Genomic DNA, 21,566 nt, shown 5'->3' with positions numbered 1-21,566 from the left:
GAGCGTGATCCGGAACCTTGGCCCAAGGCCGCGCGTAATCGGCTGCCGGTTCTCGAGAGGATCACGCCCGACAAGCAGGGAGCGCCGATGACGGCAGCATTCACATTTCCGGGGCAGGGTTCCCAGGCAGTCGGCATGGGCAAGGCCTTGGCTGACGCCTTCCCGGTGGCACGTGCCGTGTTTGACGAGGTCGATGCCGCCCTTGGGGAGAAGCTGACGGCCACCATCTGGGATGGCCCGGCCGAAACCCTCCAACTCACCGAGAACGCCCAGCCGGCGCTGATGGCGGTCTCGATGGCCACCCTGCGCGTGCTGGAGTCCGAGGCAGGTTTTTCCGTCGGGCGGGACGCGGCCTTCGTCGCCGGGCATTCGCTCGGTGAATATTCGGCGCTGGCGGCGGCCGGCAGCCTGACGATCTCCGACACCGCGCGACTGCTTCGCACCCGCGGTCTCGCAATGCAAAAGGCAGTGCCGGTCGGTGCCGGCGCGATGGCCGCGCTGCTCGGCCTCGACTACGAGGCGGCCATGGAGGTCGCGGGCGAGGCCGCGCAGGGGCAGATCTGTCAGGCCGCCAATGACAATGGCGGCGGCCAGGTGGTCGTCTCCGGCGACAAGGCGGCGGTCGATCGCGCCGTCGAGATCGCCAAGGGCAAGGGCGCCAAGCGCGCGATGCTGCTGCCGGTGTCCGCGCCGTTCCATTGCAAGCTGATGCAGCCGGCCGCCGACGCCATGGCGGAAGCGCTCTCGAAGGTCACGATCAAGGCGCCGGCGGCGCCGCTGGTGTCGAACGTGCTGGCGAGCGCGATCACCGATCCCGACGAGATCCGTCGCCGCCTGATCGAGCAGGTCACCGGCACGGTGCGCTGGCGCGAGTCGGTTGCCTATATGGCGGGGCAGGGCGTCACCCGTTTCTTCGAGATCGGCGCCGGCAAGGTGCTGACCGGTCTGGTCAAGCGCATCGCTGACGGTGCCGTCGGCGTCGCCGTCGGCGGACCGAACGACATTGCTGCCGCCAAGGATGCACTGGCCGCTGCGAAGCAGGCCTGAGGCGCGATGATTCGCCATCGCGCTTGAGTTCTTTGTTCACGCACGACCTTTGCGGAAAACCACTGCGCAGTTTTCCGGATCGTGCTTTGGAGGTGTTAATCGATGTTCGATCTGACTGGCAAAAAGGCGCTTGTCACCGGTGCGACCGGCGGCATCGGCGGCGCGATCGCGCTGGCGCTGCATGCGCAGGGCGCCACGGTCGCCATTTCGGGAACGCGGAAAGAGGTGCTGGACGAGCTTGCCGGCAAGCTCGGCGAGCGCGCCTTTGTGCTGCCCTGCAATCTCTCCAAGGCCGACGAGGTCGAGGCGCTGGTGCCCGCGGCGGAAGCCGCGATGGGCCAGGTCGATATCCTCATCGCCAATGCCGGCATCACGCGCGACAATCTCTTCGTCCAGCTCCGCGATGAGGATTGGGATGAGGTCATCAACGTCAATTTGACCGCGACCTTCCGCCTGGCGCGCGCCGCCACCAAATTGATGATGCGTAAGCGCTTCGGCCGCATCATCGCGATCACCTCGGTGGTCGGCGTCACCGGCAATCCCGGGCAGGGCAATTACACCGCGTCGAAGGCGGGCCTGATCGGCATGATCAAGACGCTGGGCGCCGAATACGCCAAGCGCGGCGTCACCGCGAACTGCATCGCGCCCGGCTTCATCAAGACGCCGATGACGGACGCGCTGAACGACAAGCAGCGCGAAACGATTCTGACCAAGGTTCCGGCCGCCCGGCTGGGGACGCCGGAGGACATCGCGGCGGCTGCGGTCTTCCTGAGTTCGAACGAAGCAGGCTACGTCACGGGCCAGACCATCCACGTCAACGGCGGCATGGCCATGATCTGAAGCGGCGTTCCGCGACCGCCCCCAAGGGGGCGGTGCGGGATGCGGCAAACGGCCGTTTCCGGAGCGAAATGAGGCTTGTAGTCAAGGCAGTTGAAGTATGATAACCGGACCTTCAACCGATGGGCAAAGAACGCCATTGCAGGTTTTTGAAACCCTGTATATTGGCGATGCGGAGCCTTGGCCATCGTTCGCCGGGCCTGCATCGGTTAGGATGGGGCCAAATCAAAGTTCGTAAGCGAAGGCAGTCAAACGACCACGACGGCTCGTATCGTCCCGGGGGGTCGGGTCTACAGGGAACAACACGAGGTTAAGCAATGAGTGACATTGGCGAGCGGGTTAAGAAGATCGTGGTCGAACACCTTGGTGTTGAACCCGAGAAGGTTGTCGACAACGCGAGCTTCATCGATGACCTCGGCGCCGACAGTCTGGACACCGTCGAGCTGGTGATGGCGTTCGAAGAAGAATTCGGTTGCGAGATTCCGGACGACGCCGCGGAGACGATTCTCACCGTCGGCGACGCCACGAAGTTTCTCGAGAAGAACGCGAAGAGCTAAGGCTCTTCATTTTCGCGGGGACAACATTGAAACCGGACGGGCCGCTGACCAGCGGTCAGCCGGTTTCTTGTTATTGGCCGTGAATCTTTCGATGCGGAGTTTTCGGATATGAGGCGGGTTGTCGTCACGGGTCTCGGCATGGTCTCGCCACTCGGCTGCGGCGTCGAGCCGACCTGGAAACGCATCCTCAACGGCGAGAGTGGTGCGCGGCCGATCGAGAGCTTCGATGTCTCCGATCTTCAGACCAAATACGCCTGCACCGTCGTGCGTGGCGACGGTTCGAACGATACTTTCAATCCCGACAAATGGATGGAGCCGAAGGACCAGCGCAAGGTCGACGACTTCATCGTCTTCGCCATGGCCGCCGCCGGCCAGGCGCTCGACGATGCCAACTGGCATCCCGAGTCCGAGGAAGACAAGTGCGCCACCGGGACCATGATCGGCTCCGGCATCGGCGGCCTCAACGGCATTGCCGACACCGCGATCCTGTTGAAGGAGCGCGGACCGCGCCGGGTCTCGCCGTTCTTCATTCCGGGCCGCCTGATCAATCTCGCCTCCGGCTATGTCTCGATCGCGCACGGGCTGAAGGGTCCGAATCATTCGGTGGTCACGGCCTGCTCGACCGGCGCACATGCGGTCGGCGACGCCGCTCGCCTGATCGCGCTCGGCGATGCCGACGTCATGGTCGCCGGCGGCGCGGAATCGCCGATCAGCCGCATCGGCATTGCCGGCTTCAACGCCGCGCGTGCGCTCTCGACCGGCTTCAACGAGACGCCCGAGAAGGCCTCGCGTCCCTACGACAAGGACCGCGACGGCTTCGTGATGGGCGAGGGGGCCGGCGTCCTGGTGCTGGAAGAGCTCGATCATGCCCAGCGCCGCGGCGCGAGAATCTATGCCGAGGTGATCGGCTACGGGCTCTCCGGCGATGCCTATCACATCACCTCGCCGTCGCCCGACGGCGATGGCGGCTTCCGCAGCATGTCGGCAGCGTTGAAGCGCGCGGGGCTCACGCCCTCCGATCTCGACTACATCAATGCGCACGGCACTTCGACACCGCTCGGCGACGAGATCGAGCTCGGAGCGGTGGAGCGTCTGCTCGGCAATGCGGCCTCCAAGGTTGCGATGTCCTCGACCAAGTCGTCGACCGGTCATCTCCTCGGCGCGGCCGGTGCGATCGAAGCGATCTTCGCCATTCTCGCGATTCGCGATAATGTCGTGCCGCCGACCATCAATCTGGATAGTCCGTCGGTTGCGACGGCGATCGATCTCGTGCCGCATGTTGCGAAGAAGCGTGAGGTCAACGTTGCGTTGTCGAATTCTTTTGGTTTTGGCGGTACCAACGCGTCGGTGATCGTCCGGCGTCTGGTCCATTAGTCTTTGGTTGCGACGAATCCACCGTTTTGCCGTATTCGGCGATAGTCATGGAAGCGGGCGCGTGCATTTGGCAGGACAAGCGATTGTCAGGCCGCGATTGAACCGGCAGGATTCAGGTTGCTTCGATGAGTGAAAGGCCGCCCATTTCGCCCCGGAGCCCGCGGGCTGCGCTGGAGCCCGAGCAGCTCCCGCCGCCGCCGAAGCGATCGGACCGTGCGCGCAATCCGTTCGTCGTGGTCGGCAACGCCATCATCACCCTGTTGCTGATCGCCATGCTCGGCGCCGGCGGCGTCTATTATTACGGGCGGCAGGTGCTGGAAGCACCCGGGCCGCTGAGGGAAGACAAGATCGTCAACATCCCGCAGCGCGCCGGCAAGCGTGACATCGCCGAGACGCTGAACCGGGAAGGCGTGACCGACGTCAATCCGTGGGTGTTCATCGCCAGCGTGGCCGCGCTGAAGGCGAGCTCGGACCTCAAGCCCGGCGAGTACGCGTTCCAGAAGAACGCCTCCTTGCGCGACGTGATCGCCACCATCGTCGAGGGCAAGGTGGTGCAGCATGCCGTCACCATTCCGGAAGGCCTGACCTCCGAGCAGATCGTGGCGCGGCTCTCCGACAACGACATCTTCACCGGCAGCGTGCGCGAGCTGCCGCGCGAAGGTACACTGCTGCCGGAGACCTACAAGTTCCCGCGCGGCACCACGCGCGAGCAGGTGATCCAGCGCATGCAGCAGGCGCACAAGCGCGTGCTGGCCGAGATCTGGGAGCGCCGCAGCCAGGACATTCCGGTCAAGACGCCGGAGCAATTGGTGACGCTGGCCTCGATCGTCGAGAAGGAGACCGGCAAGCCGGATGAGCGCAGCCGCGTCGCCGCGGTGTTCGTCAACCGCCTGAAGCAGAAGATCAAGCTCCAGTCCGATCCGACGATCATCTACGGTCTCGTCGGCGGCAAGGGCACGCTGGGCCGCCCGATCAAGCGCAGCGAGATCACGCAGCCCTCGCCCTACAATACCTATGTGATCGAGGGCCTGCCGCCGGGCCCGATCTCCAATCCCGGCCGTGCCTCGCTGGAAGCTGCGGCCAATCCGGCCCGCACCCGCGACCTCTATTTCGTCGCCGACGGCACCGGCGGGCATGCTTTCACCGAGACCTACGACGCGCACCAGAAGAACGTCGCCAAGCTGCGCGCGATGGAGAAGCAGATCCAGAACGACACGGTCGAACCGGCCGAGGACGCGCAGCCGCCGGCCGCCGCCGCGCCCGGGGCCGCCGATACGCCGACGGCGACCACGCCGGCGCGGCCCAATCAGCAGAAGAAACCGCCGGCTCGCCCGGCCAATCCCGCACCGGCCCGGCAGGGCGCGGTGCAGTCCTCGCCGCCGGTGGTCCAGCGCTAGTCTTACGCGGGGCCTTGCCCACGGGACTTTGCGGATTCCACTTTCCTGCAAAAAAGTCTTAAGATTCGCGTGCCTTGATCGCCCTAGCGAATCTCACCTGTCCGGAGAATCTCACCCGATGGCGCTGTCGTCCATGACCGGCTTTGCCCGAAGCCACGGCGCGAGCGGGCCGTACACGTTCGAATGGGAATTGAAGTCGGTCAACGCCAAGGGCTTTGACCTCAGGGTGCGGCTGCCGCAGGGGTTCGACGAGCTCGAGGCCCACGCCAAGAAACGCGCCGGCGAGCTTTTGTCGCGCGGCACCGTCTACGCCAATCTCAACGTCAAGCGCACCAACGCCGCTGCGGCGGTCCGCGTCAACGAGGACGTGCTCAACGCCGTCCTGAAGGCCGCCTCTGTGATTGCTGGCAAGGTCGACGCGGTCGCGCCGAGCATCGACGGCCTGCTCGCCATCAAGGGCGTCGTCGAGGTCGCCGAGCCCGAGGGCGACGAGGAGGAGGACAAGGCGGCGCGTGCCGCTGCGGCCGAGGCCTTCGACAAGGCGCTCGCCGATCTCGTCGGGATGCGCACGCGCGAGGGCACCTCGCTCGGTCAGATCCTGACCCAGCGGGTCGACGAGATCGAGCAGCTTGCGAAGAGGGCGGAAGCCGCGCCGGGGCGCAAGCCCGAGGCGATCAAGGCGAAGCTCGCCGAGCAGATCGCCAGCCTCCTCGACACCTCCGACCGTTTCGATTCCGACCGCCTGATGCAGGAGGCGATCCTGATCGCGACCAAGGCCGACATCCGCGAGGAGCTCGACCGCATCGCCTCCCACATCGCGCAGGCGCGCGAGCTGATCGGCAAGGGCGGCCCGATCGGCCGCAAGCTCGATTTCCTGGCGCAGGAGTTTCACCGCGAGGTCAACACCTGCTGCTCGAAGTCGAACGACATCGAGCTGACCAATACGGGGCTCGCCATGAAGAACGTGGTCGAGCAGTTCCGCGAGCAGGTCCAGAATCTGGAGTGATCGATGACGACGGGCGGTCACGGAACTGATGGTGTCGAACGCCGCGGACTGATGTTCGTGCTGTCCTCGCCGTCAGGCGCGGGCAAGACGACGCTGTCGCGTCTCCTGATCGAGCGGATGCCAGGGCTCAGGATGTCGGTGTCCGCCACGACGCGGCCGATGCGGCCGGGCGAGGTCGACGGCCGCGACTATCTGTTCGTCGACAAGGCGCGGTTCGAGCAGATGGTGAAGGGCGACGAGCTCCTCGAATGGGCGACCGTGTTCGACAACCGCTACGGCACCCCGCGTGCGCCGGTCGAGGCCGCGCTTTCGGCGGGACAGGACGTTCTGTTCGACATCGATTGGCAGGGCACGCAACAGCTGCGCGAGAAGGCGCGCGCCGATGTCGTCAGCGTCTTCATCCTGCCGCCTTCGGCCAGCGATCTCGAGAAACGGCTGCACTCCCGCGCGCAGGATTCCGACGAGGTGATCCGCAAGCGCATGAGCCGCGCCAGCCATGAGATGAGCCACTGGGCCGAGTACGATTACATCGTGATCAACCACGACGTCGACGAGGCTTTCGCCGAGGTGCAGTCGATCCTGAAGGCCGAACGCCTCAAGCGCGAGCGGCGGACTGGCCTCGTTGGCTTCGTGCGAGGTTTGCAAGGGCAGTTGCAGGGTTAGGCTGCATCAGCCGCGGCCCTTCCTTCGCCAGCCGTTCCAGCATCGTCGTGATGACGTCGATGTCGACTGCATCCTCGTCGCGAGCCGCCGCTTCTTCATCGATGTTATTGCCGACGTCCTTCACCGCAAGCTGGGGCGCAGCCTCGATCTCGAATTTCTCGTCGAATATCTCGGTCTTGTCGAGCTCAGCTGCCTCGTTGTGGGCGCGCGGCTTACGCGCGTCGACCACATCGATCGCGTGGTCGATCGCGGCGAGCTGCGGGGCCCGGGGACGCAGTGTGTCGAAGTCCACCGGGCGCGGTTGCTGCGCACGGGGCGCGGCCGGCGGCGTTGTCTTGAGCCAGGGCGCGCGGCCGCGGTCGTGATCGCGCGGCTCCCGATTGTCCCAATTCACGCGGCGGTCGCCGGTCTGGACGCGGACGCGTCTGCCGGCAAGACGGTAGATGACACTGGCGAGGATGCCGGCGAGCGCCAGCGCACCGCCGATCACGAGCATCAGCGTCTGGAGCGAGCCGGTCGGCTTGTCGGTCGTGCTGTCCGCCGCGGCCAGAGCCATCGGAGCAGGGGACTTTGCCGGCTTCGCGCTTGGCGGTGCAGCGGCTGTCGCGGGAGCGGGCGACGGCTGAGATGCGGGCGAAGCAGCCGCCGTGGAGGTGTCGGGCCAGCGTCCGGCGACGGCCGGCTGCTGCGCATTGTCAGGGATCGCGCTTTGAGGCTGCGGCGTGACAGGCGGCGCACTCGCTGCAGCCGGCGCGGGCGCAGTCACATTCGGTGTGCTCGGCGCTGTACCGTTCTGCGCTGCGATGTATTCGGCATGCGCATTCTGCACCGATGGCGGTGCCGCTGAATCCGGATCCGGCGTGTCGGCTGTCGCCTGCGCGCTTTGTGCCGCCTTGCCGCCCTCGGCACGCAGGTACCAGCATTGCCGCTTGGTGGCACGGTCGAGGCGATAGTACCAGTGCTGCCCCTGTGGCGCGGCGCCCTTCGGCGAGCCGAGACAGTCGGCGGCCGCGTTGGCCGTGCTCGATGTGCTCGGCGCGTTCTGCGACACGGCAGCCAGAGGCGCGCCGGCAATGATGCTGCCAACAAGCGCGGATATGAATTTGGCGGTTCGGTTGCCCATCCTGGTCTCCCGGTTACGCATGACGCAACTGTTAACCGGCCCTTTGTCATCAAAGACTTGGGTGGCAATGCGCCGCAAATCCGGAGACGATGTGACCTGAATTGGGCCTGCGCGGCGTTCGTTCCGCCGCGAATTCAGGCATTTCCGCGAATTATTGCTTCGACGAACTCCAGGTTCCGCCGCAGCCGTCGGAGCGGCGCCAGGTTCCGGAACCGCGCCGGGCCGCCAGACGGCCGGAGCTTGTGAAGGTCACGCCGTCGCCCTGACCGAACGTGCTGACTGCGCCGCTCGGGCTGACGGTCCCGCTCACGCCTTGGCCGATGACCTTGCCTGAGGAGACGACGACCGCGCCGGATGTGCTGCCGCCGCAGCCGACGCTGGTGACTACCCAGGCGCCGTCAAAGCCGCCACCGCCGCCTCCACCACCGCTGCTACGCCGCGACGAGGCGCGCGGCTCTTCGGCCGCCGGCTTGCTCCGGCGCGGGGATGGGGCAGGCTCGGCCGAGCGCTCCGAGCGCGAGCCGGACAGCGACTTCTCGTCATTGCCGATCGAGCCGCCGGCGCTGCCGGACTGGGCGAAGCTGGGCGACGTGGCGAGAGCGAGCAGCAAGGCGAGGGCAAAGGCAGGGGTGACGGCATTGCGCATGAGCAAAAATCCAAAAAAGAAAGATTGCATTAGCGGCCGGAGCCGTCGGCACAGACGGATCCTATAATGCGGCAAGCTTTGCCAGCCTTGCCGCATTCGTCAAGCGCGGCCTCCCTGGCGCGTTGGACGCTGTCGCGCTGGACCAGCGACCAGGACTTGTCGGAAATCGCGAAGGCGCCGCAACTGTTGCCGTAGAACGAGAGCTCGACCGGACATTTGGCGCCGGCGCAATTGCCGCGCGCATCCGCCACCGCCGCGCGCCGCGAGGCGTGGTTCCACGACATGCCCCATTTGCTGCTGTCGGCGCCGTAGACGATCGAGCCCCACGGCCTCAGATCGTCCATCTTGCGCATCCGCAGCAGCAGACCTTCGGTCGGTTCTCCGGTCGGCGCCATGGAAATCCGCTGCTGGAGTTTGGTGATCGCGCGGGTGAGTCCGTCGGGGGTGTCAGGGTCGAAATTGAGCTCGTACAGCCGCTCGCTCAATTCGCTGAGGAGGGCGGCATCACGCAAAGGCACCCGGTCGGGATCGGCGCGCAGGCGTTCCGCCGCCAGCGGATCGGGCTGCATCGCGGCGACCTGCGGCGGCGCGGTTTGCGTCGGCGGCACGAAATAGAAGGTGCCGTCGATCGGCGATGAGGAGACCCAGGGTTGCTGCGCGCCGGCGGTGGCGCGCTTCACCGCGAGGCCGACTTGGTTGAAGGTCTGGAATACGTCGAGGCCCGCGGTGCGGACAGTTGCCGCGAGCGCCTTCGTATAGGGGCTGTGGCCGTCGCTGCCGTCCTGGGCGACGTTGCCGGGCTGCGTCGCATAGGAGATCAGCGTACCCTCGGGAGCACGCATCTGCGCAAGCCCACCGTCGGAGGCGCGCAAGCCGCGTGAGCCAAACGGGTTGTTGCGGCAGGCATCGAGGACGACGAGGTTGAGGCGCGTGCCGGAGCCCTGCATCTGGCGCAGCACGAGATTGACGTCGGTCATCTGGAAATCGACGTCGGCCTCGCGCGTCGGGTTGGCGCCGACAGGCACGAGATAATTCGAGCCGGCGACCTGCACGCCGTGGCCGGCATAATAGAACAGCGCAACGTCAGCGCCCTGGACCTGCCGGCCGAAGCTCTGCACCGCGATGTCCATCGCGCCCTTGTCGAGGTCGAGCTGGGCGCGTCCGCCAACGAGTGTGAAGCCGACCGCCGAGAGTGTCGCCGCCATCAGGCTCGCGTCCTTGGACGGATTGTCCAGCGGCGTGATGTTCTTGTAGGCGGAGTTGCCGACCACCAGCGCGATGCGTTTCTCGGCCGATGCCGGCGCAGCAGTGACGACAAGCAGGACCAGCGCCGCCAGCCCCATGACGCGATCAAAAATCCTCGCGCGCATCTAAATTCCTCAAAGTAATAGCGCCAGTCTACCAGCCAGGCGCGCGGGCGAAAAGCGGTGCGACATTCGTACAGGTCGTCATGTCCGGGCTTCCACGCTCTTTGTCCGGTGCGGCAACGCGTGGGCGCCCCGGGGCAGGCCCCCCGGCCATGACGAGAGGGGCCATGGCTTCGCTTTCTCGCGGCAGGCTCTGCCCGGGTCTTGCATTGATTTGATCGCCCAATGAAAGCCAAGGGCGCAGGGAAGGCCGGGCGGCGTCGGCAACCCGCAAGTCCCCGGTGCGCGCAGGCGCTGACCTGGAATCCATTTCGCTTGCAATGCATGCGGCCCGATGGCTTCCCGGGCCTGCGTGCTCGCGCACGCATCTCGAAATGGGGGCCTTTCGCGATGCGAGCGGCAACGATACCGCCGAGGATTTCGACGTGCATGCATCGACATGCGTTGCAGAGACCTCTGCCGCTCGTTCAGCAGGGCAACCGGACGCGGACGGCCGTGCTCTCGGCGCACAACCGTCCGCCCCAAGCGGTTTCTGTCAGTACCGATACCCGTAAGGATATTGTCCCGGGCAAACCCGATTACCGTAGCTGTCGTAGGTGCAGCCGCTGTTGTAGTAGCCGTAAGCTCCAGCTGCGGCGGCTCCTACTGCTGCCGCTCCCAGGCCATAGGCTGCGCCTCTATAGGCACCGCGATAGGCTGCATTGCGGTAAACGCCCCTGGCGACCGGTCGTCCGGGGATTGGGCGGTATCCATAGCCGCGACCCGCCACTCGATATCCGCCGCCACGATGAACAGCGCCGCCGCCGATGTGAGCGCCGCGCATGCCGCCTCCGTGATATCCGCCACCGCCACGGCGGGCATAGGCTTCATCTGGAATCAGGCTGACGGTGATCAGGACGAGAGCTGCCAGCGCAGCGAGAACATATCGAAGCATGGCGTTCCTCCGTGAGTTGGGGTGCCGTGCAACACCAAGGCGATGCCACCCCGCGAGGATCAGCACCCTCCGGGAAGCTCAGCTTCTCATCGGCGCCTGACTTGACTTAAATCAAGCATCCTGGTGATGCGGTCGAAAGCCAGCGCGCATTCGGTTCCCGAGCCGCCGTCAAGAACGCCAATCGTGCTGCCCTGTAGCGTCGCGCGATCCTTGATCACGGATCATCTCGCTATCACGGCCGGTGCTGCTCTGGGCCGCAGCTCGCCGCACACCGGGGAACAACTCTCGCGCGGCCACGTCATTCATGAGACGAGGGAGATGCCCATGAAAGCGCTCTTTGCGGCGATCGCATTTGCAGCCATGTCCGGGCCGGTCATCGCCCAGAATACCGGTCCGGCTCCGCAGACCGGCATGGAAAGGCCGGAGAATACGAACGGTGCCACGGAAAAGGGAGCGATGGACACCACAGGCATGAATGCCAATCGGGCAAACCAGCCCGAGACGAAAGATGCGTCCAGAGAACGCAGGACAGGCGACAAGAAGAAGTAGCGATTGAGCGACGATGGACTGCCCGAGGCCAGCGAGATCTGCATCCATCGCGGTTAGCAACCTGTGCTTCCGGTTCGAGTTCTAGTCCCCGAGGCGCCGGCCAGATGTATCATTTGATACCCTCGGCGCGATTTTCGGCGAGCCGCATGGACAAGGCGCACGAGGTCCTGATCCGGAACCTGAGCGAGCACACCGCTCTCGGGCCGGAGGACGTCGTCGAGATTCGCGCGCTCACCTTCATTCAGCGCGATTTCGCGCCGAGCGAGGACTTCATCCGGCAGGGCGACGTGCCCAATGTCGCAGCCCTGGTCGTCTCCGGCATGGTCGCGCGTTATCATCTGCTCGACAGCGGGCGGCGGCAGTATCTCGGCTTTCACATCGCCGGCGACCTGCCTGACGCCCAGGGCCTCTTCATCGACCAGATGGACCACGGGCTCAGCGCGCTCGGGCCGGCTACCGTCGCCTTCATTCCCCACCGCGAGATGTTCGCAGCGTTCCGGCGGCAACCCACCTTTGCATTTTCGGTCTGGCGCGAGACGCTGCTCGATGCCTCGATCTTTCGCGAGGCCATCACCAACAACAGCGCCCGGCCGATGCAGGTGCGCATGGCGCACCTGTTCTGCGAGCTGTTCTACCGCGCCCGCGCGGCGCAGCTCGTTCGCGGCAATCGCTTCCACCTGCCGATCAGCCTGGCCCAGCTTGGCGAGACGCTGGGCATGGCGATCGCGACCGTCAACCGGACGCTCGCGGAACTGCGCGGAAGCGGAACCATGGATTTGCGCGAGGGCGAGCTGATCGTCCTGAAATGGCGTGACTTGCAGCGGCTCGGCGATTTCACTCCGGCCTATCTGCATCTGAAGCGCCAGTCGTTGCCGTGAACGGGCAGGCCCAAGCGGCTAGCCGTCAGGGCATCGACAAACTCCGTCACCCGGTGCGTGTTTCGCGGTCCGGTGACCGTCGGCTTTTCGCGGCGTGCGCGCGGTAGGCGTCGATCGCCCTGTTGGCGAGCATCAACTGCCGGCGCTCGCCGGTCTTGAGCTGTGCTTCGATGGCATCGAGAATGACGTTCGCGCTCTCGTCCGGAGGACCGAGCTCGCCGCTCTGCTCCAGGAAGCTCCAGGCGATGAAGAATGCGCTCTCGACGGTGCAGCGAATGGACATGCGCTGCCAACGCAGCGCAGCCGAAGGCGTTCCGTGCGGCGGGCAGGACTTGCGTCGGGCCCGCCGCGGTGGGGTCAGTTCTTCAGCACGATGCGGCCGACGACCTTGCCGGCGCGGAGCTCGTCGATCCACTTCTGCACGTCGCCCATCGGCTCCTCGCGCATCGGCGTCGGCTTGATCTTGCCGGCGCGGGCGAGCGCCATCAGCTCGTGAGCCTCCGCGAGCGTGCCGACCATGAAGCCCTCGATGGTCATGCGCTTGTAGACCCATTGCACCATCGGCAGCGTGAACTGGCCGCCCATCAGGCCGGAGACCACGATCTTGCCGCCACGGGCAGCGACGGCGACCGCGAAGGCCATCGACTTCTCGTTGCCGGCGAAATCGACGATCTCGTCGAAGCCGCCATCGGTTTCCTTGAGGATGCGCTTGATCACGTCGGGCTCGGCGGGATCGTAGGCGCCAGCTGCGCCGTTCTTCAGCGCGGTGTCGCGCGCGGCCGGGCTGAGGTCGGCGACCGTGATCGGCTGCTTGAACATCGCCTGCGCGAACGACAGTCCCATCATGCCGACGCCGCCGAGACCGATCAGCAAGAGATTGCGCTGGCGCGGACGGTCGACCAGACGCTTGAGCGCGCCGTAGGCGGTCACGCCGGAGCACATCAGCGTCGCGGCCTGGTTCACGGGCAGGGGATCGTAGTCGAGCAGGTACTTTGCGTCGGGCACCAGCACGTGAGTGGCGAAGCCGCCGTCGATGGACACGCCGAGGAAGCGCTGCTTGACGCAGAGGTTCTCGTCGCCGTTCTTGCAGTCGCGGCACTGTCCGCAGCCGATCCAGGGAAACACCGCCTTCTTCGCGCCGACAAGGCCGGCGGGCACGTCGGGGCCGACTTCGTCGACGACGCCGGCGATCTCGTGGCCGAGCGTGAAGGGCAGCGTCATGCCGCGCGTGGTGTCAAGCTTCTTGCCGCCGCCGAGATCGGCGTAGCCGTCCTGGATGTGCAGGTCGGAATGGCAGAGGCCGCAGCGCTCGATGCGCACCAGCACCTCGGCGCCTTGCGGCTTGGGCGTGTCGACGATGGTCTCGCACAAGGGCGCGTCGAACTTGACCAGGGATTGCCTGCGCATCAGCGCCATATTTCTTCCTCCGAAATTATCTCTCTGCTTCGCCTCGTATATTGGCCAATTCACACGCCATGGCAACAAAGCCCGCAATCGGAATGGTCTCCGCGCGTCGCGTCGCATCGACGCCGGCAGCCGCGGCGAGCCGCGCCGGATCGACGCCCAGCGATTTCAGGCTCTGGCGCAACATCTTGCGGCGTTGACCGAAGGCCGCCGCCGCGACCTGTTCGAGCAGCCTGCGATCGCAGGGCAGAGGCTTTTCACGCGGCACCAGGCGCACGACCGAGGAAGTCACCTTCGGCGGCGGCACGAAGGCGGACGGCGAGATGTCGAACAGGATCTTCGTCTCGCAGCGCCAGTTGGCGAGCACGCCGAGGCGGCCGTAGGCTTCCTCGTCCTCGCGCGCGACGATGCGCTCGCCGACCTCGCGCTGGAACATCAGCACCATCATCTCGTACCAGGGCGGCCAGGGCTCGATCGTGAGCCAGTTGATGAGGAGCTGGGTCGCGATGTTGTAGGGCAGGTTGGCGACGATCTTGACCTTGCCGCCATCGAGCAGCGGGCGCGGATCGAAGGTCATGGCGTCGCCATGCACGATCTCGAGCCGGCCGGGATAGCGGGCGGAGATATCCTCCAGCGCCGGGATCGCGCGCTCGTCATGCTCGATGGCGATGACGCGCCTCGCGCCGAGTGCGAGCAGGGCGCGCGTCAGCCCGCCCGGGCCCGGGCCGATCTCGACAATGGTGGCGTCTTCGAGCGGCCCGGCCGCGCGCGCGATGCGCGCGGTGAGATTGAGGTCGAGCAGGAAATTCTGGCCGAGCGATTTGCGGGCGGACAGCGAATGCTGGCGAATGACCTCGCGCAGCGGCGGGAGGTCGTCGATCGCGCTCATCAGATACTCGCAGCCGCCATGCGGCTGGCGAGCTGGAGCGCCGCGATCAGGCTGGCCGGATTAGCCTTGCCCGTGCCGGCGATGTCGAAGGCGGTGCCGTGATCGGGCGAGGTGCGGATGAACGGCAGGCCGAGCGTGACGTTGACGGCGTCGTCGAAGGCGACCGTCTTGATCGGGATCAGCGCCTGGTCGTGATACATGCAGACCGCGCAGTCGTAGGTTTGTCGCGCGGCCTCGTGGAACATGGTGTCGGCGGGCAATGGACCCCTGGCTTCGATGCCGGCGCTGCGCAAGATTTTGAGCGCCGGTGCGATCACCGTCTGCTCCTCGTGGCCGAGCGAGCCGTCCTCGCCGGCATGCGGGTTGAGGCCGGAGATCGCGATCCGCGGCCGGGCGATGCCGAAGCGGGATGTCAGCTCGGTTGCGACGATGCGCACGGTCGAGACGATCAGGTCGCTGGAGAGCTGGCCGAGCGCATCGCGCAGCGAGACGTGGATCGTCACCGGCACCACGGCGAGCCGCGGCGACCACAGCATCATCACCGGTTGCGGCATGCGGCCGTCCTCCGCGGCAAGCTCGGCGAGGTATTCGGTGTGGCCGGGATGGCGGAAGCCGGCGCGATAGAGCACGCTCTTGGCGATCGGATTGGTGACGACCGCGCCGGCGCGGCCCTCACGGACGTCAGCGACCGCCTGCCGGATCGAAGCGAGCGCCGCCGGTGCGCTCGATGCGTCGGGCTTGCCGGGCTCGGCCGTCGCATGCTCGCCGGTCGCAACCACCGGCAGCGCCTCGGCGAAGGCGGCTTCGGCCGCGCTGGCGCTCACGGCGGCGATCCTGATCTCGGCTCCGAGCGCTTTGGCGCGGCGGGCGATCAGCGCCTCGTCGCCGAGCAGGTAGAACGCCGGCAGGTTCAGTTCGCGGCGGCGGAGCCAGGCGGCGATCGTGATGTCGGGACCGATGCCGGCGGGTTCTCCCAGGGTGAGGGCGAGCGGCTTTGCCGGGTGCTTGATGGAAGGCTCTATGAACGACTTGGCCATCAGCGGTTGCGATATTCGATCATCGCCGCCTTGCGGAGCTCGTCGAGATAGGCCTTCTGGGTCTTCTCGTACTTCTCGGTGTACATCTTCTCGCGGATCTCGCGCTTCTTCGGCGTGTCGATCATGGTCGGCTTGCGCGAGCACAGCACCACCATCTCGATGCCGTTCTTGGTCATCTCGGGCGCCGTCAGGTGGCCGATCGGCGTATCGTCGAGCACCTTGCGCAGCGCCTCGGGCAATTCCGCGGTGGTCTTGGTGACGCTGTCGCGAATGGTGGCGTTCGGCGTCGAGCGGAACAGCGAGTTGGCTTCCTCGCAGCTCGCAACGCGCGCGCGATAGCTCTCGGCTTCCTTCTTCCGTGTGTCCAGGAACGCCGGGGTCGAGCCGCGCGGCACGATCAGCACGATCGGCTGCATCTTGTATTCGGTGCCCTCGACCTGGAGCTTCTCGCCGGCCTGGGCCTGCACGGCCTGCGCGACGTCGCGCTCGCCGACCAACAGCTTCTCCTTGTAGCGGCCGCGAACCAGGCTCGTCCAAACCATCTCGGACCTCATCCGGCTCTTCAGGGTCTCGGGACGGACGCCCTTGCTCTCGAGCGACTTGGTGAGCTGATCCGGGGTGATGCGCATACGCTGCGCCATGCCGTCGTAGGACTGGTTGATATCGGAAACGCCGGGATCGACGCCGTACTTCTTGCCTTCCTTGATCTTCACCTTGTCGTCGATCAGCTCGTTGATGACCTCCTGCCGGCTCGGGGTCTTCTGCGTCGTCAGCTGATCGAGCTTGGAACGCTGCTCGATGTCGAAATCGGTGATCGGATCGCCGTTGACCATGACGACGATGTTCTGCGCGCGCGAGGGCGCGGGCAGGGCGGTCAGAATCAGCCCGGCACCGATGGCGAGGAGGAGGCGGAAGGCAGGCAGTGGGGTCGTCATGATGGTCGCTCGCATGTCAGCCGGGCGCGCTTGCGATCGGGAACGCCCGGCCGTCACTTCAAATGGTTCATTGCATGCCGGTCAGGCCGGAAGTGCTGGACCCCGTCGAGGTCGCCAGCGTGCGCAAGCCGATCTGGAACATGAACGCGTGGCTCAGTACAGGCGGCGCCGTGCCTGCCGAGTAGCTATACGAAGTTACGTAGTTCGCCGCCAGCACGAAGCAATCGTCGACATAGCCGGCGCCGAGCACATACTGGTTGAGCTTGTTGGCCTCGAGGTCCCAGCGCGCCGAGCCGCTCACCACCCAGTTGGCCGCGACCTTGATCGAGCCCGAGGTCAGGATGCCTTCGCGGCGTGTCAGATAGCCGAGTTCCGGCTGCGCGGCGTAATTGCCGTACATCATGCTGACCGACCAGCGATTGAAGTTGGCGCGGCCTTCCGCCTCGAAGCGCTGCACGTTCCAGGTCTGCTCGTCCATGCGAGAGCGGACGCTGAACGTGTAGGTGCTGTTGGGCGAATAGCTGGCGCCTGCCACGTAGTCGGAGCGGGGCTTGTCGAGGCCGGAATCGAGGCCGGTGTTGATGGAGTCCTGAACCGCGAAGGAGTTCATGCCGAACAGCTGGTAGGACTGGCCGAACAGCACCTTGACGGCGCCGCCCTTGTCGAACTGCGTGGTGGACTGCACGCCGACATTGGCGCGGCCGCCGCCCTCGACGCGGTCGTAGCCGGAGAACTTGTCGACGCTGAACAGGTTCGAGGAGTCGAACACCATGCTCTGGGCGTCCTCGTTGGGGAGCTTGCCGGCATAGGTCTCGTTCGGCCGAATGATGATCTGCGCGATCGGCTCGATGGTGGTGGAACCCCAGGGCTGAACGTTGATGAAGGGGTAGCGGTATTCGAGACCGACGGTCGGCATCAGGCGGAACGCCTGGGTGTCGCCGACGGGAAGGAAGTTCGACACGCCCGGCTGGTTCGAGATCGACGAGTTGATCGCGTCGGCGCGGAGGCTGGCGAACGGGGTCCAGATCTGGCCGAACGGATCGGTGAAGGACTTGCGCCACTGCGCTTCGGCCGTGAGGCGGGTGTAGGTGCCCGGGAAGCCGCGCAGCAGGCACTGCGACGGCGTCCGCGCGAGCGGATCGGCCGATGTGGTCGTGCACAGGCTGCTGGTGTTGGCGAGCGTCGTGATCGGGTCGAACACGGCGGTGTCACGCGACATGTTCACGAAATTGGTCTTGTAGCTGAACTCGCCGCCGAACACCGGATAGTTGAGCACGTTCGAATAGTCGATCACAGGATAGACGATCGGCACCTGGCTCTGGTTGCCCGAGTAGCTCAGCCAGTACATCGTGCGCGCATCGAAGAAGCTGCGATTGCCGACGCCGGTCAGGTAAAGTTGCGACAATGCGTCGGTCGGCAGATACAGGAACGAGCCCAGCGGATCGCGGTACTGCGACAGCCGGTAGTCCGAGAAGAAGTAGTAGTCGGACATGACTACTCCGTCCCAGCCCCAGACCCACTTGTCGTTCAGCGCGAACTGACCCTTGGTGTCGACGGCGCCGCGGAACTGGCGGTCGCCGGGCTGGCCGGCGAGCGCGCCGGGGTCGAGCTGGTCGATGCCGTAGACACGGATCTGGTAGGCGCCGTCCAGCAGGCGCTGGCGGAACTCGGTCTGGAACAGCACGCCCTGCCGCGACGTGATGCGCGGGCTGAAGGTCATGTCCATGTCGGGCGCGATTGCCCAGTAGAACGGAACTTCGACGCCATAGCCGAACGGCGTGTTCGACGTGAAGCCCGGCATCAGGAAGCCGGTCTTGCGCTTCACGGTCGGATCGGGCGTCGAGAAATAGGGCATGTAGGCGAGCGGCACGCCGAAGAATTCGAGCTGCGCCGTCTCGAAATAAAGCATCTTCTCCTGCTGGTCGTGGATGATGCGGGCACCCTTGACCTGCCACAGCGGCGGCTTCTTCGGATCGTCCTTACACGGCGCGCAGGCCGTGTAGACGCCGTTCTCGAACACCGTGTAGTTGCCGCTGGAACGGTCGGCGCGGCTCGCGGCCATGCGGGTCTGGTCGGCGGTGTCCACGCGCAGCGAATCGACGAAACCGTCGCGGTAATCGTCGGAGAGATCCAGGATCTCGGCATAGGTGATCTTGCCGTCGGCATCCGTCATGCGGATGTTGCCTTCGGCGTGCAGCCGCTTGGTCTTCTGGTCGTAGATGACCCTGTCGGCCTCGACGCTGGTGCCGTTGTAGAACAGCTGGACGTTGCCGACCGCGGAGACACGCGAATTGTTGTAGTCGTAGTCGACCTCGGTCGCCTGAACCAGCATCTGGTTGTCGTTGGCGACCTTCGGCGGCTTCGGACGCGGCGGCAGCGGATTGTAGGTGAAGCTCTGGGCCGTGGCCGGCACCACGGCGGCAGCATCAATCAGCCCGCCGAGCGAGGCGGCAGTGACGACAGCGAGCAGGAGCCTGCGAATGGACAAGCCGCCCCCGTTCGCGCGCACCGATGTGCGCCGCGTCAAACGAGACACGGGTCCTCGATGGACGGCAGTCACTAACCGTCCTCCTGGTACAACAAGGCCAAAAAGCCGGTGAGGCCGCCCACCACTACGGGCAACCACGCCGCAGCGATCGGATGCATCAACTCAGCCTTGCTCAAGTCTTCAGTTACTTTCGACAGAACGTAGAGCAGAAAGCCTGCGCCCACGCCACTCAAAACCATCTTCTGCACGCCGCCCATCCGGAAGAAACGCAACGACACTGAGGCCGCGAGCATCACCATGGCTGCAAGCAAAAACGGCTGTGCCAGAAGCTTGTGATACTGGAGTCGGTATCCGGCTGTCGCGAAGCCCGAGCTTTCGGAGGAGCGGATGTAGCTCGGTAGTTGCCAAAAGGACACAGTCTCCGGTGTGGAAAAGCTGTTGCGGACCTGTGCTTCGGTCAGTGTCGTCGGAATCTCCAGGGTGGCCTGGTCGACCGGCGGCGAGTCCAGCGTGAAGCGGCGGACGGACTTGAACAGCCAATGTCCGGATTCGAGCGTCGCCTCGCGGGCCTCGACCCGCTCCTTGAAGTGCTGCTCTGTGTCAAACCGGAACAGCGTCAGCCCCGTGAGCCGCACGCCCTGCTGCTCGCTGCGCGCCGCATTGATGATCGTCTGGCCGTCGCTGGTCACCTGGTTGAGCCAGAACCCGGAGGCATCCTGGATGCCGCCGCCGGGGGCCGAGCCGAACAGCTCCGCCTCCATGCGCTTGGAGAGTTCGCGCAGGTTGGCCGACATCGGATTGTAGGCGATGGTCGCGATCACCCCGATCAGCAGCGCGCTGCCGAGGGCCGGTGAGATGAACTGCCATGCCGAGATGCCGGCGGCGCGCGCGACCACGAGCTCGAGCCGGCGGGAGAGGGCGAGATAGCAGGTCATCGCCCCGATCAGCATGCAGAACGGCGTCAGCTTCTCCAGGAGCTGCGGCACCCGGAACAGCGAGGTCTCGGCCACCATGATCGCGGAGGCGGATGCAAGGCCAGAGGTCTTGCGCACCATCTCGATGTAATCGACCAGCACCAGCAGCAGGAAAATGCTCGCGAACACGCCGAGCGCCGCGACGACGAAGCGCCCGGCGAAATAGCGCCCGAGTGTGTTGGTGAGCATGCTCATGCGGTGGCCGGCCGTCTGAACAGCCGCGCGATGCGCGCGTTCGACCTGTTGATGGCCTCCATGAGGCGAGCGGGCGGTTCGACCACAATGCCGCCGACGATCAGCCAGATGCCGCCGCCGATGGCGGTCGCCAGCATCGCGTATTGCACCAGAGCCGCGGACGGCGACTTCACCGTCATCACCGAGCAGGCGAATCCGGCCATGCGCAGGCCGAACACCGCGATCACCGAGCCGCCGATCGAGAAGTTGCGGCTCTGGCGCGTGGTGCGCGGTGCGCCGAGGAAGGCGAAGGTCAGTGCCGCAAAGGCGAAGGGGTAGAGCGGCGCCATGATGCGGTCATGCAACTCGGAGCGGAACTGGCCGGGGACGGCCTTGTAGACGGGATCGTCCTCGGACGGCGCGAACAATTCCCAGAGATAGCGCTCGCGAATGCCGAGGGTGACGTCGTGCCCCTGGCCCGAGAATTTCGACATGTCGAAGCCGTAGCGGCCGAACGCGACCAGCGCGGGATCGCGCTTGCCGGCCTCGAACCGCTGGAGGTTGCCGTCCTTCAGCACCAGGAACGACCCGTTCTCGTTCTTCACGACCTCGCCATGCTCGGCGACGATCGAGACGCGCTCGTTCGGATCGCGGCGGTCGTCGATGAAGATGCCGGCGAGGATGCCGCCGGGCTGGCGTTCGCGGATCCGGATCGTCAGGTTCTTGTCGAGCTGGGCGAAGCGGCCGGGCTGGAGGATGTTGGTGAGCACGTCCGCGGTGATCTCGGCGTCCCACTGCTTGATCCGCCGCATGCCGTCGGGGGCGAGGTAGGCCGCGATGAAGGCGACCAGCAGCGCCACCACGCAGGTGGCGTAGAAGAACGGATAGAACAGCCGGAACGGCGAGAAGCCGGCGGCATTCATCACGATGATCTCAGAATCGGTCGCGAGCTTGTTCAGCGTGTGCGAGATCGCGATCATCAGCGCGATCGGCGAGATGATCAGGACCAGCGCCGGAATGACGAGGCCGGTGATGCCAAGGAAGGTCAGGATGGTCTGGCCCTGGCTCGTCATCAGGTCGATGCCGCGCAACGCCTGCGTAATCCAGATCACGCCGGTGAGGCTGACCAGGACAAGCGCAAACGACGCCAGCGTCGTGCGGAAAATATACCTATCGATCGACCCCATGCGCTACCGCACGATTCCCACCAAGACCCCACTTCAGGTCCGGAATTCCGATTGTTCGACCCATCCCGAAACGGGATCCCCAAGGGTCGGCCAACCACTT

At 65.6% G+C, this 21,566-nt stretch carries 21 protein-coding genes; 9 read left to right on the top strand and 12 right to left on the bottom strand.

Features of this window, described 5'->3' with window-relative positions:
* Nucleotides 1-87 precede the first annotated feature (87 nt).
* The 7 genes from fabD to gmk all read left to right on the top strand — a co-directional run bounded on the left by fabD (nucleotide 88) and on the right by gmk (nucleotide 6,881).
* Nucleotides 88-1,047 carry an ACP S-malonyltransferase gene (gene fabD / locus GPL20_RS24260; protein ID WP_157332308.1) on the top strand — a complete coding sequence of 320 codons (960 nt, stop codon included), beginning with the start codon at nucleotides 88-90 and terminating at the stop codon, nucleotides 1,045-1,047.
* A gap of 102 nt (nucleotides 1,048-1,149) precedes the next feature.
* Entirely contained in the window at nucleotides 1,150-1,887 is a 738-nt protein-coding gene (fabG, locus tag GPL20_RS24255; RefSeq protein WP_157332306.1) for a 3-oxoacyl-[acyl-carrier-protein] reductase, read from the top strand.
* Between the two features lie 314 nt (nucleotides 1,888-2,201).
* Nucleotides 2,202-2,441, top strand: coding sequence for an acyl carrier protein (locus GPL20_RS24250; RefSeq protein ID WP_008551805.1), 240 nt, complete (start codon nucleotides 2,202-2,204; stop codon nucleotides 2,439-2,441).
* Between the two features lie 108 nt (nucleotides 2,442-2,549).
* Complete coding sequence (fabF, locus tag GPL20_RS24245) at nucleotides 2,550-3,815, top strand: beta-ketoacyl-ACP synthase II (RefSeq protein ID WP_157332304.1); 1,266 nt, start codon at nucleotides 2,550-2,552, stop codon at nucleotides 3,813-3,815.
* A 125-nt stretch (nucleotides 3,816-3,940) separates the two neighbouring features.
* Nucleotides 3,941-5,212: an endolytic transglycosylase MltG gene (mltG, locus tag GPL20_RS24240; RefSeq protein WP_157332302.1), complete on the top strand. Its 1,272-nt coding sequence runs from the start codon at nucleotides 3,941-3,943 to the stop codon at nucleotides 5,210-5,212.
* 118 nt (nucleotides 5,213-5,330) lie between these two features.
* Nucleotides 5,331-6,218: a YicC/YloC family endoribonuclease gene (locus GPL20_RS24235; protein ID WP_157332300.1), complete on the top strand. Its 888-nt coding sequence runs from the start codon at nucleotides 5,331-5,333 to the stop codon at nucleotides 6,216-6,218.
* 3 nt (nucleotides 6,219-6,221) lie between these two features.
* Nucleotides 6,222-6,881 (top strand): guanylate kinase, encoded by a 660-nt coding sequence (gmk, locus tag GPL20_RS24230; RefSeq protein ID WP_157332298.1) that lies wholly within the window; start codon nucleotides 6,222-6,224, stop codon nucleotides 6,879-6,881.
* Here gmk and GPL20_RS24225 read toward each other — a convergent pair.
* The 4 genes from GPL20_RS24225 to GPL20_RS24210 all read right to left on the bottom strand — a co-directional run bounded on the left by GPL20_RS24225 (nucleotide 6,814) and on the right by GPL20_RS24210 (nucleotide 10,951).
* Entirely contained in the window at nucleotides 6,814-8,004 is a 1,191-nt protein-coding gene (locus tag GPL20_RS24225) for a hypothetical protein (RefSeq protein ID WP_167533186.1), read from the bottom strand. The two genes, gmk and GPL20_RS24225, sit on opposite strands and share 68 nt — an antisense overlap.
* 151 nt (nucleotides 8,005-8,155) lie before the next feature.
* Nucleotides 8,156-8,650 carry a hypothetical protein gene (locus tag GPL20_RS24220; RefSeq protein ID WP_157332294.1) on the bottom strand — a complete coding sequence of 165 codons (495 nt, stop codon included), beginning with the start codon at nucleotides 8,648-8,650 and terminating at the stop codon, nucleotides 8,156-8,158.
* A 29-nt stretch (nucleotides 8,651-8,679) separates the two neighbouring features.
* Entirely contained in the window at nucleotides 8,680-10,020 is a 1,341-nt protein-coding gene (locus GPL20_RS24215; RefSeq protein ID WP_157332292.1) for a caspase family protein, read from the bottom strand.
* A gap of 532 nt (nucleotides 10,021-10,552) precedes the next feature.
* Nucleotides 10,553-10,951: a hypothetical protein gene (locus tag GPL20_RS24210; protein ID WP_157332290.1), complete on the bottom strand. Its 399-nt coding sequence runs from the start codon at nucleotides 10,949-10,951 to the stop codon at nucleotides 10,553-10,555.
* 324 nt (nucleotides 10,952-11,275) lie between these two features.
* On the opposite strand from GPL20_RS24210, the gene GPL20_RS24205 reads away from it, so the two are divergent.
* Entirely contained in the window at nucleotides 11,276-11,500 is a 225-nt protein-coding gene (locus GPL20_RS24205; protein ID WP_157332288.1) for a hypothetical protein, read from the top strand.
* A gap of 146 nt (nucleotides 11,501-11,646) precedes the next feature.
* Nucleotides 11,647-12,378, top strand: a complete 732-nt coding sequence (locus GPL20_RS24200) for a Crp/Fnr family transcriptional regulator (protein ID WP_157332286.1) — start codon at nucleotides 11,647-11,649, stop codon at nucleotides 12,376-12,378.
* 46 nt (nucleotides 12,379-12,424) lie between these two features.
* On the opposite strand, the gene GPL20_RS24195 is transcribed toward GPL20_RS24200, so the two are convergent.
* From GPL20_RS24195 to lptF, 8 genes are all read right to left on the bottom strand, one after another.
* Entirely contained in the window at nucleotides 12,425-12,661 is a 237-nt protein-coding gene (locus tag GPL20_RS24195) for a hypothetical protein (protein ID WP_157332284.1), read from the bottom strand.
* Between the two features lie 74 nt (nucleotides 12,662-12,735).
* Nucleotides 12,736-13,794 carry an alcohol dehydrogenase gene (locus tag GPL20_RS24190; protein WP_157332282.1) on the bottom strand — a complete coding sequence of 353 codons (1,059 nt, stop codon included), beginning with the start codon at nucleotides 13,792-13,794 and terminating at the stop codon, nucleotides 12,736-12,738.
* A 16-nt stretch (nucleotides 13,795-13,810) separates the two neighbouring features.
* Entirely contained in the window at nucleotides 13,811-14,671 is an 861-nt protein-coding gene (gene rsmA / locus GPL20_RS24185) for a 16S rRNA (adenine(1518)-N(6)/adenine(1519)-N(6))-dimethyltransferase RsmA (protein WP_157332280.1), read from the bottom strand.
* Nucleotides 14,671-15,708 carry a 4-hydroxythreonine-4-phosphate dehydrogenase PdxA gene (gene pdxA, locus GPL20_RS24180; protein ID WP_157332278.1) on the bottom strand — a complete coding sequence of 346 codons (1,038 nt, stop codon included), beginning with the start codon at nucleotides 15,706-15,708 and terminating at the stop codon, nucleotides 14,671-14,673. Before pdxA ends, rsmA begins: the two co-directional genes overlap by 1 nt.
* On the bottom strand, nucleotides 15,708-16,643 hold the full coding sequence (locus GPL20_RS24175) for a peptidylprolyl isomerase family protein (RefSeq protein ID WP_167533185.1): 936 nt from the start codon (nucleotides 16,641-16,643) through the stop codon (nucleotides 15,708-15,710). Before GPL20_RS24175 ends, pdxA begins: the two co-directional genes overlap by 1 nt.
* Nucleotides 16,644-16,710: 67 nt before the next feature.
* Nucleotides 16,711-19,203, bottom strand: a complete 2,493-nt coding sequence (locus GPL20_RS24170) for an LPS-assembly protein LptD (RefSeq protein WP_254125225.1) — start codon at nucleotides 19,201-19,203, stop codon at nucleotides 16,711-16,713.
* A complete protein-coding gene (gene lptG / locus GPL20_RS24165; protein WP_157332274.1) occupies nucleotides 19,203-20,300 on the bottom strand; it encodes an LPS export ABC transporter permease LptG in 1,098 nt (365 codons plus the stop codon). The genes GPL20_RS24170 and lptG overlap by 1 nt, the downstream gene beginning before the upstream one ends.
* On the bottom strand, nucleotides 20,297-21,466 hold the full coding sequence (lptF, locus tag GPL20_RS24160) for an LPS export ABC transporter permease LptF (RefSeq protein WP_157332272.1): 1,170 nt from the start codon (nucleotides 21,464-21,466) through the stop codon (nucleotides 20,297-20,299). The genes lptG and lptF overlap by 4 nt, the downstream gene beginning before the upstream one ends.
* Nucleotides 21,467-21,566 lie beyond the last annotated feature (100 nt).

It is taken from the genome of Bradyrhizobium cajani (genome assembly GCF_009759665.1).
GTDB classification, from domain to species: Bacteria; Pseudomonadota; Alphaproteobacteria; order Rhizobiales; family Xanthobacteraceae; genus Bradyrhizobium; species Bradyrhizobium cajani.
Note: the sequence above shows the minus strand (reverse complement) of the source record. Positions and strands in the feature narration are given on the sequence as shown.

Coding starts and splice junctions, on each gene's coding strand:
- fabD (WP_157332308.1), top strand. CDS start 88: ATGACGGCAGCATTCACATTTCCGGGGCAGGGTTCCCAGGCAGTCGGC.
- fabG (WP_157332306.1), top strand. CDS start 1,150: ATGTTCGATCTGACTGGCAAAAAGGCGCTTGTCACCGGTGCGACCGGC.
- GPL20_RS24250 (WP_008551805.1), top strand. CDS start 2,202: ATGAGTGACATTGGCGAGCGGGTTAAGAAGATCGTGGTCGAACACCTT.
- fabF (WP_157332304.1), top strand. CDS start 2,550: ATGAGGCGGGTTGTCGTCACGGGTCTCGGCATGGTCTCGCCACTCGGC.
- mltG (WP_157332302.1), top strand. CDS start 3,941: ATGAGTGAAAGGCCGCCCATTTCGCCCCGGAGCCCGCGGGCTGCGCTG.
- GPL20_RS24235 (WP_157332300.1), top strand. CDS start 5,331: ATGGCGCTGTCGTCCATGACCGGCTTTGCCCGAAGCCACGGCGCGAGC.
- gmk (WP_157332298.1), top strand. CDS start 6,222: ATGACGACGGGCGGTCACGGAACTGATGGTGTCGAACGCCGCGGACTG.
- GPL20_RS24225 (WP_167533186.1), bottom strand. CDS start 8,004: ATGGGCAACCGAACCGCCAAATTCATATCCGCGCTTGTTGGCAGCATC.
- GPL20_RS24220 (WP_157332294.1), bottom strand. CDS start 8,650: ATGCGCAATGCCGTCACCCCTGCCTTTGCCCTCGCCTTGCTGCTCGCT.
- GPL20_RS24215 (WP_157332292.1), bottom strand. CDS start 10,020: ATGCGCGCGAGGATTTTTGATCGCGTCATGGGGCTGGCGGCGCTGGTC.
- GPL20_RS24210 (WP_157332290.1), bottom strand. CDS start 10,951: ATGCTTCGATATGTTCTCGCTGCGCTGGCAGCTCTCGTCCTGATCACC.
- GPL20_RS24205 (WP_157332288.1), top strand. CDS start 11,276: ATGAAAGCGCTCTTTGCGGCGATCGCATTTGCAGCCATGTCCGGGCCG.
- GPL20_RS24200 (WP_157332286.1), top strand. CDS start 11,647: ATGGACAAGGCGCACGAGGTCCTGATCCGGAACCTGAGCGAGCACACC.
- GPL20_RS24195 (WP_157332284.1), bottom strand. CDS start 12,661: ATGTCCATTCGCTGCACCGTCGAGAGCGCATTCTTCATCGCCTGGAGC.
- GPL20_RS24190 (WP_157332282.1), bottom strand. CDS start 13,794: ATGGCGCTGATGCGCAGGCAATCCCTGGTCAAGTTCGACGCGCCCTTG.
- rsmA (WP_157332280.1), bottom strand. CDS start 14,671: ATGAGCGCGATCGACGACCTCCCGCCGCTGCGCGAGGTCATTCGCCAG.
- pdxA (WP_157332278.1), bottom strand. CDS start 15,708: ATGGCCAAGTCGTTCATAGAGCCTTCCATCAAGCACCCGGCAAAGCCG.
- GPL20_RS24175 (WP_167533185.1), bottom strand. CDS start 16,643: ATGACGACCCCACTGCCTGCCTTCCGCCTCCTCCTCGCCATCGGTGCC.
- lptG (WP_157332274.1), bottom strand. CDS start 20,300: ATGAGCATGCTCACCAACACACTCGGGCGCTATTTCGCCGGGCGCTTC.
- lptF (WP_157332272.1), bottom strand. CDS start 21,466: ATGGGGTCGATCGATAGGTATATTTTCCGCACGACGCTGGCGTCGTTT.